Source organism: Pseudomonas fluorescens, from assembly GCF_000730425.1.
Lineage (GTDB): Bacteria > Pseudomonadota > Gammaproteobacteria > Pseudomonadales > Pseudomonadaceae > Aquipseudomonas > Aquipseudomonas fluorescens_X.
Window position 1 is genome coordinate 354,816 of sequence record NZ_CP008896.1, and the last position, 12,292, is coordinate 367,107.

Sequence of the window (12,292 nt, forward strand, 5' to 3'; positions counted from 1 at the left end):
CCGGTTAGGCGGTAGCGATGACTGCTTCACGAAAGCGTGAAGGGCTCCAGTCGCAAGATTCGTCAGCTGGGATGTGGCCGAACATCAGCGTGCAGCGGCGGCAATGCACGCAGTCACCGCAGGTCTTGCCCTCGGGTAGGTTCATCTGGTCAGCGTTGTCGACCGACCGTGGGAAAGGGGCTCGTTGCTCGCTCATGAATGTCTCCGTGGATTTGGTTCACCTGTATTCGTCAACACTCATGCCTCCCGCTGGTTGCCGATGGGCGCGGGGGAGGAGTGCTGACGTAATAGAGGCGGGGAAGGGTGCAGGCGCCCGGCACTGCCCGGGATGTGTCGAGTCTGGCCAGCTATGCCCTCGGACTCGCCTGCGGTGTTCTTCGTCATTTGGGTTGGGCCTACCTTTCGGATGATGCGCGGTGACATCGACGACCCTGCTTTCCGCTGCCTGTTAGGGTGTTGGGCGAAGCCTTCAGGCTTGCTACGCCACGCAGGTGAATCGTTGATCTACTTCATGGCGATCACTCCTAACGTTCGCTCACTGGGAAGGCAGTGGCCACCTATGATTTCCCATCTGGCCCTGATCAGAAGGCCAGCCAGTGAAATCGGTTATGCATGCATTTGCACAGTGACGAAGCCATTGCTCTCCACTCTGTGCGTCCAGCGGTTGAACCAGACACCGTCGCCGAACTTCTTCATCGCCGCTCGGCGAACCTCGATGACGATGCTGTCGGCGGTGTCGCCCTTGTCAGGTGCTACGAGCCAGTCGAGGCGTTTACCGTTGCTCAGGCTGCTGTCGATATAGAAACGCGCCATTTGCTTATCCCTCAATACCAAAGTGGCGGCGAACTACCTGCTCGCCGATTTCGTCAAGCAGCGCCTCAACACCAAAGTGATTGACGACTTGCTCAACTTCGAAGTTTTCCAGCACCGTTGCGCCGTCTGCATCGAATGCCGAGACAGCCATAAACGTGCGACTAGTCGGGTTGACGTCGATCTTGCCGGCGTCGAAATTCAAAACTGAGATATTCATTCCTTTCCCCTTTCAATGATTTTCCGGATGACCCTGTCGCCAAGGTCATCGAGGAAATCTGTTTTCTCCACCACGCAACACTTCCGAGTCGTCTCTCACCGGCGTCGCACATTTCGTGTTCGATGCTGTTCCGGTTTGGAAGCGTGGTTTCGCGTACTCACATGTGGGAGTACGGCAGCTACCAGAGGCTGCATGGACGACGGTTTAGCTTTCTCACCACCGGGGTTGCCGGTACGTCGTTGGGTCACGTCAAGTTGTAAAAGAGCGTTCGGCGTCTGCCTGGCATCGCTGCCTGTGTTGCGGCGGGTCTTGGTAGGCCCTGGCGAGTCCCTGTTGGGTGACTCGATGGAGTGAACATTACGCGCTGTAATAATCATCGTCAATACTCGATGTAATAAATTTTTGAGGTTCCGTAATAAATTATGCCGGGGCAGGATTGCCGCCGAATCGCGGGCATAAAAAAGCCCGCTCAGTGGCGGGCCTATTTGGCGGTTTGGTCTACTTCTTTTTGGGGGATCGGCGGACGGTTGACCACCAGAAGACCCGGCCAAGCATCTTGATCTCTTCGCGGTATTGCTCCGAGGTCATTATCTCGTCGGGGAATTCATCGGCGTTCTCGCTGCGTATCCTTATAGCGCCACCAGGGAGCCGGTACAGATATTTTACGCGAAGCATGCCTTCGTGGTTGAAGGCATAGATCTCGCCGTCGATGACCGATGTGTCGGCGCGGTCGAAGCCGATAGCCGCGCCATCCAAGATCAGTTTTTCCATGCTTTTGCCGCGAACCCTGGCCACCGCCGCGTTCTCACACTCAACACCTGCTGCTCTCAAGGTGGCGCTGCTGAAACGAAGCGTCCTGTCTGCAACCTCCATCACAACTGTCATACCGTCTCCGCCGGCAAATTCGACTTCTGCATAGTAGGGGACTGCACACTCATCCTCTTCCAGAGGATCGCCATCACTCCATACCGCCATATCCCCCAGGTACTCAGCATTCGCCTCAACGGGTCGTTGCGCGGGCGAGGGGGCGCCGTTCTCGCGGAACACAGAGGCAAGTCCCAGATATTCCAAAAGGGCGCTGATCTTTTCAAGTGATGGTTCTCTGCGACCGCCAAGCCAATGAGCGACCGCACCCTGGGTGACGCCCATCTGTTCGGCGACCTGATCCTGGGTGATCTCGAGTTCCTTCATTCTGGCCTTTGCCAGTTCGTACCATTTCTTCATCTGCACATCATTACGCCCTGTATACCCTCGCGCCAGTCACAGCGCGTAATGCCGCTTGCGCAATAAAATTACAGAAAGTAATATCTGCTCAAGAATACGGAGAAACCCTATGTCCAACATGAAGACGATTCGCGAAAAGGTCGGCGTCACCCAGGCCGCACTGGCCAAAACGGTAGGCCTGACCCAAGGCGCTATCGCTCATTACGAGAACGACCGCCGCAAGCCAGGACTTGAAGAGTGCCGACGCATTGTCGACGCCCTCAATGCCAGCGGGGCCGCCGTGACCCTGGATGACGTTTTCCCGCCACTGAATATCCCGGCCCTTACAGCCGCTTAATTACTTTTTAAGCCAGGAGCGACACACACATGCACTTCGACCCAAGCCACATGCACGACAAGCCCACAAAGGTCCGCCTCGACGAGGTGGCCGACGATCTGCTCACTGCCATGGCCCGTTTCCAGCGCACACAGAAAGCCGTTCTTGCCCGAGAAATCCTTGAGCGTGGACTGAACCAGATGATGGAAGAGTTTAACGCGAAGACTGATGTGGCCTGAAGTGGCCCAGGAGGCCCTGTGCCTGAAAGAAAACCGCTGGAAATCCAGCTCGATTGGCAGGGAGTCGCTGATCTGGAGTTGTTGGCCAGACGCAACGGAGTAACCCCCGAAGAGCTGGCCGCAACAATTATGAACCGGGCGCTTGATCGAATGACCCGGCCACCAAAGAGCCGGAGCAACGTCGCTTCCATAGGACGCAAGGGCTGATAAGTCCCCCAGGGACTATTGAGGATCTGCCAGTGAAACAACCAAGCAGTAAATCGGACGCACAAAAAAGCCACCGGGCAATGGTGGCTTTTCGTGCAGCACATTCAAAAACGTTCTGGAGCGAATAATGCCTATTCCCCAATCAATCGTCAACACCAACGAATCCGCGCCACGTTTTCTGCAATCGCAAAACGTGGCGCGGACAGTTTCCATGACCAGTCTCGAGCTGGTGGATTTCATAAACTCAACCAAAGAGGACGGGCAGCCTGATCTTCGTCACGATCACTTCATGGCGAAAGTGCCTCGGGTCATCGGGAAAGCAGCTCCCAATTTTTTGGGAACTGACTCCTACGCCAACGGTAGCGGCGGCCGGGTAATTCGTCGCATCTACACCTTCCCAAAACGCGAAGCCTGTCTGATGGCTATGTCGTACAGCTATGAGCTTCAAGCTCTGGTGTTCGACAAGATGACAGCACTTGAAGAGTCTATTTCTTCCGGGGTCTTTTCAGTCCCTAAAACGCGGGCTGATGCACTGCGCCTGGCTGCCGACCTTGAAGAGCAGAACGCCGCCCTCGCTATCGAGAACCACCAGCAGGCCGAGAAGATCGCCAGCCTTGAATCAATCTTCCAGGTGGGCATGACCCCTACGCAGTTCTGCAAGCGCCTGAATGGTGTGAACTGCCAGCAGGTCAACAACGCGCTACTGGCCCGAAAGTGGATCTTCAACTCGGAGCGAGACGAAAAGCGCTCGGTCAAGTTCCGGGTCGGCTCAATCGCCCGCGACAAGTACCTCACCGAGAAAGTTACCAATATCTCGAACGAGGGCATGGATACCTTCGCCAAGTACACACCGATCCTGCTGAAAGAGGGGGCCAAGCGCCTGCACGACCTCTACATGGCACAGAAGCTCCCTATGAAGAAAACGTGGGACGGCCAGTTCTGCCACTGCAAGGCGACCGAGGAGGACCTGGCATGAAAGCCCCTACCTACCAGCAACTGATCGAGCGCGCAGCCCTGACAGCCCTTGAGCTGTTCCAGGCGCAGACCACTAAAAAGGCCCTCAAGGCTGAATTGCGCTCGCTGTACGACACCTACTTCCGAGCCCATGGCCGACCTGATGGGAAGTTCGCCCCCTACAACGACGCCTTCCTTCCTGTGATGGATTTCACCGAGGCGCAGTTCCAGCGTGTTCGCGCTGCCAAGAAGGCCGAGTACAACGCCCAGCGCCGTCACCACACTGCGTTGCGAGCCCTTGACGCATCCAGCCATGCCAAGGCTATGCGGGGTGCCGCATGAGCTACATGAGCGAAATGCAAGACGAGTTCAGCCGTGGCGAGTACCGACAGCTCAAAGCTGCGGCTCTCTCATCGCTTGAATGCCAGCTGCCACAACATCAAGAGGGTTTCGATCAGGCCTTCGCTGAAGCGGCAACCCCTGGCGTTATCTGGAAGCTGGTGGAAAAACATCAGGCGCTGATCGCCGAAAACGAGCGACTGCAAAAAACGAGGATCCCTGCTGGCTTTTATCGCGAGCTGGCCGCTCTCCGCGAGCTTCGCGACCAGGCCAAGAAGTACGTCGATTCCTATCTGCTGGACGAAGTGGAAGACGCTGAATTCTGCGTATCCGAAGACCAACACCTCTGCGCTACTGCCCTTAGTGAATGCCTTATGGATGCCTTCGAAGCGCACTGGGATTCGGCCATGGCCAGCGCCTCAACGAATGCACCGGGGGCCAAATGATGCATTACTTCAAGCGAAACATAGGCGACTACCACAAGAAGGCTGGTCGCCTCACCATGCTTGAGCACGGCGCCTATACGCTGCTCCTCGATGCCTGTTATGACCGCGAACGTTTCCCTACTTTGGAAGAAGCAATTGACTGGTGCTGGGCACGCAACAAGGAAGAAATCGACGCAGTTGAGCTTGTTTTGCGCAAGTTCTTTGAGCTTGTCGATGGCGTTTACGTCCAGGCGCGCATTCAGGATGAAATTGCCGCCTATCACGCTACTGCTTTGAAAAATAAAGAGATCGCAGAGAAGCGCGAGGAAGCCAAACGCACGAAGCGTGCACCACTCGTGCACGAAGCGTGCACGGATGGTCACCTAACCAATAACCATAAACCACTAACCATTAACCAAGAACCAGTAGATCAAAAGACTTGCGCACCTGCGGTGAGCGAGGCGCTCGATCTGTTCCCGAAGTTCTGGGCGCTCTATCCACGCAAGCAGGACAAAGCCAAGGCTCTGAAGGCGTGGACGAAACTCAAGGTCACTGACGACCTGTTCAGCCTGATCGCCAAGGGTCTCGCCGCGCAAGTCGTGTCTGCCGACTGGATCAAGGACGGCGGCAAGTACATCCCAATGCCCACCACATGGCTCAACGGCAAGCGCTGGGAGGATGAGGTCCCTAGCGCGCCGACCAACGTTCACCTGCTGCCTGTGAATCGCCACACCAACTTCGAAAGCCGCGATTACAAGGCCGGAACCAAGGAGAACGCCAATGGCACGTTCCGTATCTGAACTGGCTGATCGCAAGCTGGGGGTAATTGGTCGCAAGGCTGTCACCTGCGCAGAGCATGGCGAATATTCCGCAGTGATGCTCAAGGATGGCGGGTTATCGGGCTGTCCGATCTGCCGGAGCAATCAGCGCGACATGGAAGAGCTTGAGCGCAAGCGCTTCAACTTTCGCATGACTCAGCGTAGCGCCGCCCGAATTCCCCAGCGCTTTGCCGAGAAGACCTTTTCTGACTTCGTGGTATCGAATCCCGCGCAGAAAATCGCACTGGATGCCTGTCTCGACTACGTGGACAACTTCTCGAAGCATCGCCGTGAAGGCCGCTGCATGTTGCTGCTGGGAAAAGTCGGAACGGGTAAGACGCACCTGGCCGTCGCTGCGGTAAACCACCTGATCAACGAGTGCATGGTCAAGGCGATCTATCGAACCGTGGGCGCGATCATCGGTGACATCCGGGCGACCTTTAGCGACCGCACCGGCGAATCAGAGGCCAACATCCTGCGCGAAGTGATAGGGGCCGACCTGCTGGTGCTGGACGAGGTGGGGGCTACCAAGCAAAGCGAGTTCGAGCTAGCAACCCTGTTCAGCATCATCAACGGGCGTTACGAGCAATGCCGCCCAACGATCATTGTCAGCAACCTGGCGCCTGGCGAGCTGAACGATGCCATTGGGGCCCGCTGCGTTGATCGTATCCGCGAGAACGGCTGCATTGGCGTGGCGTTTGAGTGGGAATCGCAGCGCGGCAAGGAGGGCTTCTGATGAAACGAGCAAACCCAGCCCAGCTACGCCAATCCCTTGAGGTGGCAAACACCATGGTCAAGCACGGAATCCGTTTTGTGTGCATGCCGGTGGTGGATGAGGCAGACGGCGTGAACCTTTCGAGCCAGGCTGCCGAGCGACTTGAGCGCATGGCATTGATCGCAGAAGCAGCGGAGCAACGGACATGACCGACAAGATGCGTGAAGCGGTTGCGAGAGCAATCTGGAATATCCGCCGCGAAGAGGAAGACCGGTGCGACATGGAGCTTGAAGACATGGGCGCCAACCATTCCGTGTGGGCCGAGGCTGATGCCGCTATCGAAGCTATGCAGGAGCTGCTGCCATGAGCGACACCAACAAGATGCGCGACGAATTCGAGCGCGAGTGGGGTCAAGTAGATTCCGCTCAAGGCGTGCACTTCATCCCTGAGCTGAACACCTATGGCAGCGAACTTTACGCCCAGCATGAGTATGCGCAGATGAAGTCATCCGCCTGGTTCTATTTCCAGAAGGGCTGGCAGGCATCCCGCGAGGCGCTGGTGATTGATCTGCCAAAGGTAATTGGTTCGCTCATGTATTCGAGTGATGTCTACGAGGCAGTCGAAGCCGCCGGCCTGAAGGTGAAGCCATGAGCCAGTACGACGAACTGAAGCGATTGGCCGAGGCTGCATTGCGCCCAGGATTACGATGGATGACCGAGTTAACTCTTGCGGCAGGCCCAGATGTGATTCTGGCCCTGATCGCCGAGAACGAGCGGCTGAGCACCAACTGTCTTGGTGTGAAATTGGATGTTTTCGAAATTGTTTGCGCAGAGCGCGACCAGCTCAAGGCCGAGAACGAGCGTCTTTCCACGGAAAATAGCGAGATTGAGTCGGCGGCCATCACTTACATCGAGGACATGCAGGAAGCGCAGCGCGAAAACGCGCGCCTCACTGAGCTTTTCACGGTTGGGATGACGCTGGATGGGAATCTGCGTGTTTATGGCGATTGGCAGAGCGTTAGGAAAGCACAGGAGATTCTCGCTGAGCGCGACCAGCTACGCGCCGAAATCGCCGGCCTCAAGACCGGCTACGAAGCCTACGAGCAGGTGAATGCTGAGCTGAAGGCTGAGAACGAACGTCTTGAGCGTAACCGCGACATGTGGAAGGGCCAGGTTGAACGGCAGGCCGAAGAGCTGACTGCGCTGCGCGAAGAAGTCACGGAGTGGAAAGACACAGTCAAGTTCAACGAGGGGTGCTGGAGCGAAGAGCGCGGGACAATGATCGACAAGCTTCAAGAGTCCAGGATGCGTATCAAGGAGCTGGATCTGCTGTTCGGTCGCCACATCCTCGCCATGCGTTCGGCTCTCATCGAGGAAGAGCATGGCAAGGGCCCGGTCGCCGCAATGGAGTGGATCTACAACTCCTTGGCGGGACCGGGTGAGCTGCCGCCAGAAGAGGAGACCGACAGCCAGGCCTACTTCGACCGTGAGATTGTCGCTGTGGATAACGGAATGCAGGACGTAATGGCGTTCCACGAAGGCCGTCGCGCTGCCATGGGGAAGGGAGAACAGTCATGAGCCCGATCATCACTCACCAAATGCAACCGTGCCCGTACAGCTGCGTGTCGACCTGCCTGGCAATGATCGTTGGGCGCCCGGCACAGGAAGTAATCGAAGAAATGCACCAGCCATATCGCGACGGCGATCTGACCTTACGGCAGATGCTCGAGCGCCTGGGCGTTGAATACACGGCGTTCTTCAGTCTGGATTGCCCGCCGCTGGCCGATGAGGGTGTGTACCTGTGCACGTCACCGTCGCTCAACATCGAGGGTGGCAACCACCAGATCCTGATCGAGGTCACCGACGAGAACTACTTCGTCCTTGACCCGGTTCAAGGGCGTAAGGATCGCAAGTACTACGTGGCTCGCGGCAAGGGCGATGGCATTCCGCTGGCGATCGACCTTGGCGGCTTCGTCGTCGACGCCTTTATCTCGCGCGACCATCTTTTGGTCCACCGCAACGGCGAGCCTTTGGCGGAGGTTGCAGCATGACCAGCCTCCAGATACGAAACGAATCAGACCGCAGCAAGGCCATGGGCTACATCGCCGGCCTGGATCTGGCCAAGCCCAAGAAGCTGGCCATCACCGAAGTGGACCGCAGCGGGGAGCAGAACAAGGCCCTGCACGCGGCCCTGGCCGATATCGCCGCCCAGGTCGAGCACGCCGGGAAGAAGTGGGACGTCCTGATCTGGAAGCGCCTGCTGACCGCCGCCTGGCTGCGTGAGACGGGCGACAAGCCGCAGATGATACCGGCGGTAGACGGCAATGGATTCGACGTCATCTACGAGCGCACAAGCAAGCTCACCGTGAAGCAGTGCGGCGAGTTGATTTGCTGGGTTGAGGCGTTCGGCGCCGAGCACCAGGTGCGGTGGACGCAAAAGGACAATTGGGGAGGTAGGTACTAGCCATGGGCAAGATCAATAAATTTAGCACTCATGGGTGCGACAACTTCCGCGATGCAGCTGGTGAGTGGGTTAAGTCTTGGACAATCCGCACGGAAGATTCGCTGGAGTGCCGCTATACCCGACTTGGTAATTTGTGGAACGCGATGGTTGATCGGTGCAATCCAAAAAGCTTTGTTGGGCGAGCGCATCAGTCTTACAGCGATGTAAGCAACGCCTTTGAATCGTTCCAGCAATTTGCCGACTGGGCAGTGGATCAGCCCGGCTTCGATCCCATTGAGGTTGCGGGGAAAAGGTACGCCTTGGACAAGGATTTGCTGAACCCTGGAAATCGCGCCTATTCCGCTGAGTCTTGCTGCTTTGTGCCTCAGCGGCTGAATAACATTTTCGTTCTGCCGCGAGCTTCGCGTGAGATTCCCATCGGCGCCAGTTGGGAGGCTGATCGAAAAAAGTACGCATCGTGCATCAGCATTGAGGGGCGCAAAAAACGTCTCGGCAGATATGAAACTGCTGATGCTGCGCACGCCGCTTGGCAGAAAGCGAAAGCCGCAGAAATTGAGCGTTTGATGACATGGTATCGAGAGGTGCCTGGGTTCAATGAGCGCGTATATGACTCGCTGAAGTCGCGCGCCAACAAGCTCTGCAGTGACATCGAGAGCAAACTCAAAACGGTGGCCCTATGACCATAGAACGGAAGCCTGCCAAGCCGAAGAAATGCCGCGTTGCTACGTGTAGGGCCTCATTCGTCCCGCAGCGCCTGGGTCAGGCGGTGTGCAGCCCTAAGTGTGCGCTGGCCACCGTAGAGGTGCAGAAGGCCAAGGAGAAGAAGTCGCTGGCCCAGGCCGGGCGCCGGGACATCAAGGTGCGCAAGGAGGCCATGAAAAGTCGCGCTGACCACCTCAAGGATACGCAGCACGCATTCAATGCCTGGATACGCCAGCGTGACATCGGTCAGCCCTGCATCAGTTGCGGAACCACTGCTGATGTTCAGTACTGCGCCGGACACTACAGGACGACTGCAGCCGCCCCAGAGCTCCGCTTTGAACCGCTCAACGTAAACCTTCAGTGCAATCGCAACTGCAACATGGGCAAGTCCGGAAACCTGCTTGGGTATCGGCCTGGACTGATCAAGAAGATTGGCATTGAGGCCGTGGAGTGGCTGGAAGGCCCTCATGAGGCCAAGAAGTACACCGTCGAAGACCTGAAAGCCATCACCTCCGAATACCGGGCAAAGACCAAAGAACTGAAGAAGGGGCAGGCAGCATGAAACTGATCAACGCACGTCAAGCGTGGACTGATGCGCAGCACGAATCGAATGCCTCAATCAGTGCTGCGGCGGCTGATCGGGCCAAGTCCGCAACCGTAGTCAGGAAGGAAAAGGCAGCACTGCGCGAGATCATCTTCGCTGCCCAGGGCGAGGATAAGGAAGAGCGCATCATGGCCGTGCGCCAGAAGATCAGCATTGCCGAAACGCGGCGCGCACCGATTGGCCGCTCCACACATCGTGCAGCCCACCTTCTCACCATGGGCAAGGTGCAGAAGGCAATCGAGTCGCTGCCGTTCCAGGTGCAGCAGCTGGGGCATTATCTCTACCACCCGTGCATGACCGTCGTGCACATGCTCAACGCCGAAAAGCTCATTTGGGCGGATACGGACTTTGGCGCGCTTACCGACGCCAAAGCGGTGAAGGTTCATTGCCTCATCACGTGCGCCCTGCAGTCCTACAAGGTGGAGGTGAGCGGCGGTGACGCGTGGGGCCCAGCTCGAGTGTCCGACGCCATGATCAAGCTGTATGGGATCACCATCGAACCAAAGCACTGGGACCGCGACTGGCTCGACATCTGGAATTTCCTGCGAAAGGCAATCGAGGAAGTGGATATTCAGGCGCAAGAGCCAGTTTGGCAGGTGATACACGCGGAAAATTCAGAGGATGCGGCATAAATATGTTGCCATGGTGGGGAATTCGATGTACTTTTCCCACACTGCGCAACTTACCTCCAGCGCACGACCACATCGAAACCCGGCCACAGCGCCGGGTTTTTTATTGCCTTGAATCCAACCTTCTGGAGGTGTACGTGAAGCTGAAAGCCAAAAGCAATCTGCTGGAGCGCGCCAGAACGGCATGGGAGGCGGTCGCACGCCAAGTTGGCGAGACCGATTTCTCGCGCCATCCGCGCACCGGAGAGTATCTGCACCCCGGTGTCGCCATGGGTTGGCGCATCCACAAAAAGAATCTGTAGTTTTACCTGTAGCCAGGGCAGCCTCACGGAAGGCCTGGACGCTGATAAGCCGGTAGTGCAGCGCTACGGAAAAACACCGGCAGCCCGCGCACCCTGACCTCACTGTGCTTCCAGGGTGGCGCGAGACCAGGTCGGCGAGATCGATGCACTTGGGCGTCGACGTTGGAAGGTCTTTGGCTGGCAGCGTGGGAAGACACGCGCACCTATTCAGGGCCTCGACATTGATCGGGGCCTCTTCGTTTTCGGCTCCACCACGCCCATTGCTCCGAGCTGGGAGTGCTGTGTGAGCCGATTCAATTCCGCAGGTCATGGCCTGTCGTATTCCCAACTCCCTGACGGGGAGGAACCGAGATGTCCAACATGCCAGACAAACCAGACACCTGGGCGATAGCGCTTGCGTGGTTGAGCCAGCATTCGCCAATCCTCTATGCGGCTGCGTTGTCCTGTGCGATGGCTGTCCTGCGAATTACCTACGGCGGTGGCACACGGCGCCAGATGATCGTTGAGGGTGCTATCTGTGGCGGCTTGGCCCTGACAATCATTAGCGGGCTTGAGTTCTTCTCGCTCCCACAGAGCATGGCTACCTTTGTAGGTGGCTGGGTTGGCTTCCTCGGCGTGGAGAAGATCCGGTCCATCGCTGATCGGGTAACAGACTTCAAGCTTCCGCGGCGCGAGGGCTGAGCATTGAAAATCACACCTTCCCACCTGGTGGCAATCATGCGCTGCCAGGATGCAACAGCGCGCCTGTGGGCTGACCCGCTGAACAATGCCTGTGCCTTGTACCAGATCAACACCAAGCTACGCCTTGCTGCCTTCCTGGCCCAGATAGGGCACGAAAGCGGCAGGCTTTCCCGTGTGGTCGAGAACCTGAGCTATAGCGCCGCCGCGCTGCAGCGCACATGGCCGCGCCTGTTCGATGCCAAGTTGGCTGCCGAGTACGCCCGCCAGCCAGAGCGCATTGCAAACGTCGCCTACAACGCGCGTATGGGCAACACAGCCCCAGGCGATGGCTGGAAGTACCGCGGGCGAGGGCTCATCCAGATTACCGGGAAGTCGAACTACGCCCTGTACGGCCGCCTGATGGGTCTTGACCTGATCAATACGCCGTCACTGCTCGAATCCCCCAGGAACGCGGCCATCTCCGCTGCCAGCTTCTGGGACGAGAACGGGCTTAACGCGCTGGCCGACGCCGGCGACATCCAGAACATCGGCAGCATCATCAACACCGGTAAGCGCGGACGCACCCCAAACGGGGCGGCTGAACGCGAGGCGCTCTACCAAGTGGCCTTGAAGGTGCTGGCATGAACTCACCAATCACTAAGGAT

The 12,292-nt window shown here is 57.5% G+C and carries 23 protein-coding genes; 19 read left to right on the plus strand and 4 right to left on the minus strand.

Annotated elements, in window-relative coordinates; all coding sequences use genetic code 11:
* Positions 1-4: 4 nt before the first annotated feature.
* The 4 genes from HZ99_RS27490 to HZ99_RS01340 form a co-directional block, all read right to left on the minus strand.
* Entirely contained in the window at positions 5-196 is a 192-nt protein-coding gene (locus HZ99_RS27490; protein WP_080727642.1) for a hypothetical protein, read from the minus strand.
* A gap of 410 nt (positions 197-606) precedes the next feature.
* Positions 607-813 carry a hypothetical protein gene (locus HZ99_RS01330; RefSeq protein WP_038440781.1) on the minus strand — a complete coding sequence of 69 codons (207 nt, stop codon included), beginning with the start codon at positions 811-813 and terminating at the stop codon, positions 607-609.
* 4 nt (positions 814-817) lie between these two features.
* The gene (locus tag HZ99_RS01335; protein ID WP_038440783.1) at positions 818-1,030 is read right to left on the minus strand and encodes a hypothetical protein; all 213 of its coding nucleotides are present in this window, start codon (positions 1,028-1,030) and stop codon (positions 818-820) included.
* Positions 1,031-1,528: 498 nt separating this feature from the next.
* Positions 1,529-2,254, minus strand: a complete 726-nt coding sequence (locus tag HZ99_RS01340; RefSeq protein WP_038440785.1) for a LexA family transcriptional regulator — start codon at positions 2,252-2,254, stop codon at positions 1,529-1,531.
* A 109-nt stretch (positions 2,255-2,363) separates the two neighbouring features.
* Here HZ99_RS01340 and HZ99_RS01345 point away from each other — a divergent pair, with 109 nt between their 5' ends.
* The 19 genes from HZ99_RS01345 (at position 2,364) to HZ99_RS01430 (ending at position 12,272) form a co-directional block, all read left to right on the plus strand.
* Positions 2,364-2,591, plus strand: a complete 228-nt coding sequence (locus tag HZ99_RS01345; RefSeq protein ID WP_038440786.1) for a helix-turn-helix transcriptional regulator — start codon at positions 2,364-2,366, stop codon at positions 2,589-2,591.
* 29 nt (positions 2,592-2,620) lie between these two features.
* Complete coding sequence (locus HZ99_RS01350) at positions 2,621-2,809, plus strand: hypothetical protein (protein ID WP_038440788.1); 189 nt, start codon at positions 2,621-2,623, stop codon at positions 2,807-2,809.
* 334 nt (positions 2,810-3,143) lie between these two features.
* Entirely contained in the window at positions 3,144-3,992 is an 849-nt protein-coding gene (locus HZ99_RS01360; protein ID WP_038440792.1) for a hypothetical protein, read from the plus strand.
* On the plus strand, positions 3,989-4,312 hold the full coding sequence (locus tag HZ99_RS01365) for a hypothetical protein (protein ID WP_038440793.1): 324 nt from the start codon (positions 3,989-3,991) through the stop codon (positions 4,310-4,312). Before HZ99_RS01360 ends, HZ99_RS01365 begins: the two co-directional genes overlap by 4 nt.
* A 5-nt stretch (positions 4,313-4,317) precedes the next feature.
* A complete protein-coding gene (locus HZ99_RS01370) occupies positions 4,318-4,755 on the plus strand; it encodes a hypothetical protein (protein ID WP_144243139.1) in 438 nt (145 codons plus the stop codon).
* A complete protein-coding gene (locus tag HZ99_RS01375) occupies positions 4,752-5,534 on the plus strand; it encodes a YdaU family protein (RefSeq protein WP_419178140.1) in 783 nt (260 codons plus the stop codon). Before HZ99_RS01370 ends, HZ99_RS01375 begins: the two co-directional genes overlap by 4 nt.
* Positions 5,515-6,288, plus strand: a complete 774-nt coding sequence (locus HZ99_RS01380; protein WP_010568085.1) for an ATP-binding protein — start codon at positions 5,515-5,517, stop codon at positions 6,286-6,288. The genes HZ99_RS01375 and HZ99_RS01380 overlap by 20 nt, the downstream gene beginning before the upstream one ends.
* Positions 6,288-6,476 (plus strand): DUF1382 family protein, encoded by a 189-nt coding sequence (locus tag HZ99_RS01385; protein WP_038440797.1) that lies wholly within the window; start codon positions 6,288-6,290, stop codon positions 6,474-6,476. Before HZ99_RS01380 ends, HZ99_RS01385 begins: the two co-directional genes overlap by 1 nt.
* Positions 6,473-6,634: a hypothetical protein gene (locus HZ99_RS28870; protein WP_158484039.1), complete on the plus strand. Its 162-nt coding sequence runs from the start codon at positions 6,473-6,475 to the stop codon at positions 6,632-6,634. The genes HZ99_RS01385 and HZ99_RS28870 overlap by 4 nt, the downstream gene beginning before the upstream one ends.
* Positions 6,631-6,918, plus strand: a complete 288-nt coding sequence (locus HZ99_RS01390; protein WP_038440799.1) for a hypothetical protein — start codon at positions 6,631-6,633, stop codon at positions 6,916-6,918. The genes HZ99_RS28870 and HZ99_RS01390 overlap by 4 nt, the downstream gene beginning before the upstream one ends.
* Positions 6,915-7,844 carry a hypothetical protein gene (locus tag HZ99_RS27325; RefSeq protein WP_051902978.1) on the plus strand — a complete coding sequence of 310 codons (930 nt, stop codon included), beginning with the start codon at positions 6,915-6,917 and terminating at the stop codon, positions 7,842-7,844. The genes HZ99_RS01390 and HZ99_RS27325 overlap by 4 nt, the downstream gene beginning before the upstream one ends.
* Positions 7,841-8,317 (plus strand): hypothetical protein, encoded by a 477-nt coding sequence (locus tag HZ99_RS01400; protein WP_051902981.1) that lies wholly within the window; start codon positions 7,841-7,843, stop codon positions 8,315-8,317. The genes HZ99_RS27325 and HZ99_RS01400 overlap by 4 nt, the downstream gene beginning before the upstream one ends.
* The gene (locus HZ99_RS01405) at positions 8,314-8,730 is read left to right on the plus strand and encodes a recombination protein NinB (RefSeq protein ID WP_038440801.1); all 417 of its coding nucleotides are present in this window, start codon (positions 8,314-8,316) and stop codon (positions 8,728-8,730) included. Before HZ99_RS01400 ends, HZ99_RS01405 begins: the two co-directional genes overlap by 4 nt.
* 2 nt (positions 8,731-8,732) lie before the next feature.
* Positions 8,733-9,410 (plus strand): hypothetical protein, encoded by a 678-nt coding sequence (locus tag HZ99_RS27330; protein ID WP_051902982.1) that lies wholly within the window; start codon positions 8,733-8,735, stop codon positions 9,408-9,410.
* Positions 9,407-9,994, plus strand: coding sequence for a recombination protein NinG (locus HZ99_RS01415; protein ID WP_038440803.1), 588 nt, complete (start codon positions 9,407-9,409; stop codon positions 9,992-9,994). The genes HZ99_RS27330 and HZ99_RS01415 overlap by 4 nt, the downstream gene beginning before the upstream one ends.
* Positions 9,991-10,668, plus strand: a complete 678-nt coding sequence (locus HZ99_RS01420; RefSeq protein WP_038440804.1) for a hypothetical protein — start codon at positions 9,991-9,993, stop codon at positions 10,666-10,668. Before HZ99_RS01415 ends, HZ99_RS01420 begins: the two co-directional genes overlap by 4 nt.
* Before the next feature lie 134 nt (positions 10,669-10,802).
* Positions 10,803-10,967, plus strand: coding sequence for a hypothetical protein (locus tag HZ99_RS28875; RefSeq protein ID WP_154220638.1), 165 nt, complete (start codon positions 10,803-10,805; stop codon positions 10,965-10,967).
* 351 nt (positions 10,968-11,318) lie between these two features.
* Complete coding sequence (locus tag HZ99_RS01425; RefSeq protein ID WP_038440806.1) at positions 11,319-11,648, plus strand: phage holin, lambda family; 330 nt, start codon at positions 11,319-11,321, stop codon at positions 11,646-11,648.
* Positions 11,649-11,651: 3 nt separating this feature from the next.
* Positions 11,652-12,272, plus strand: coding sequence for a glycoside hydrolase family 19 protein (locus tag HZ99_RS01430; RefSeq protein WP_235205547.1), 621 nt, complete (start codon positions 11,652-11,654; stop codon positions 12,270-12,272).
* The last annotated feature ends 20 nt before the right edge of the window (positions 12,273-12,292 follow it).

What these genes read in the sequence shown, in the direction of transcription:
- HZ99_RS28870 (WP_158484039.1), top strand. Translation starts at nt 6,473, where the DNA reads ATGACCGACAAGATGCGTGAAGCGGTTGCGAGAGCAATCTGGAATATC.
- HZ99_RS01420 (WP_038440804.1), top strand. Translation starts at nt 9,991, where the DNA reads ATGAAACTGATCAACGCACGTCAAGCGTGGACTGATGCGCAGCACGAA.
- HZ99_RS01405 (WP_038440801.1), top strand. Translation starts at nt 8,314, where the DNA reads ATGACCAGCCTCCAGATACGAAACGAATCAGACCGCAGCAAGGCCATG.
- HZ99_RS27325 (WP_051902978.1), top strand. Translation starts at nt 6,915, where the DNA reads ATGAGCCAGTACGACGAACTGAAGCGATTGGCCGAGGCTGCATTGCGC.
- HZ99_RS01375 (WP_419178140.1), top strand. Translation starts at nt 4,752, where the DNA reads ATGATGCATTACTTCAAGCGAAACATAGGCGACTACCACAAGAAGGCT.
- HZ99_RS01350 (WP_038440788.1), top strand. Translation starts at nt 2,621, where the DNA reads ATGCACTTCGACCCAAGCCACATGCACGACAAGCCCACAAAGGTCCGC.
- HZ99_RS01390 (WP_038440799.1), top strand. Translation starts at nt 6,631, where the DNA reads ATGAGCGACACCAACAAGATGCGCGACGAATTCGAGCGCGAGTGGGGT.
- HZ99_RS01335 (WP_038440783.1), bottom strand. Translation starts at nt 1,030, where the DNA reads ATGAATATCTCAGTTTTGAATTTCGACGCCGGCAAGATCGACGTCAAC.
- HZ99_RS01330 (WP_038440781.1), bottom strand. Translation starts at nt 813, where the DNA reads ATGGCGCGTTTCTATATCGACAGCAGCCTGAGCAACGGTAAACGCCTC.
- HZ99_RS01365 (WP_038440793.1), top strand. Translation starts at nt 3,989, where the DNA reads ATGAAAGCCCCTACCTACCAGCAACTGATCGAGCGCGCAGCCCTGACA.
- HZ99_RS01345 (WP_038440786.1), top strand. Translation starts at nt 2,364, where the DNA reads ATGTCCAACATGAAGACGATTCGCGAAAAGGTCGGCGTCACCCAGGCC.
- HZ99_RS01425 (WP_038440806.1), top strand. Translation starts at nt 11,319, where the DNA reads ATGTCCAACATGCCAGACAAACCAGACACCTGGGCGATAGCGCTTGCG.
- HZ99_RS27490 (WP_080727642.1), bottom strand. Translation starts at nt 196, where the DNA reads ATGAGCGAGCAACGAGCCCCTTTCCCACGGTCGGTCGACAACGCTGAC.
- HZ99_RS01380 (WP_010568085.1), top strand. Translation starts at nt 5,515, where the DNA reads ATGGCACGTTCCGTATCTGAACTGGCTGATCGCAAGCTGGGGGTAATT.
- HZ99_RS01385 (WP_038440797.1), top strand. Translation starts at nt 6,288, where the DNA reads ATGAAACGAGCAAACCCAGCCCAGCTACGCCAATCCCTTGAGGTGGCA.
- HZ99_RS01400 (WP_051902981.1), top strand. Translation starts at nt 7,841, where the DNA reads ATGAGCCCGATCATCACTCACCAAATGCAACCGTGCCCGTACAGCTGC.
- HZ99_RS01360 (WP_038440792.1), top strand. Translation starts at nt 3,144, where the DNA reads ATGCCTATTCCCCAATCAATCGTCAACACCAACGAATCCGCGCCACGT.
- HZ99_RS01370 (WP_144243139.1), top strand. Translation starts at nt 4,318, where the DNA reads ATGAGCGAAATGCAAGACGAGTTCAGCCGTGGCGAGTACCGACAGCTC.
- HZ99_RS01415 (WP_038440803.1), top strand. Translation starts at nt 9,407, where the DNA reads ATGACCATAGAACGGAAGCCTGCCAAGCCGAAGAAATGCCGCGTTGCT.
- HZ99_RS27330 (WP_051902982.1), top strand. Translation starts at nt 8,733, where the DNA reads ATGGGCAAGATCAATAAATTTAGCACTCATGGGTGCGACAACTTCCGC.
- HZ99_RS01340 (WP_038440785.1), bottom strand. Translation starts at nt 2,254, where the DNA reads ATGAAGAAATGGTACGAACTGGCAAAGGCCAGAATGAAGGAACTCGAG.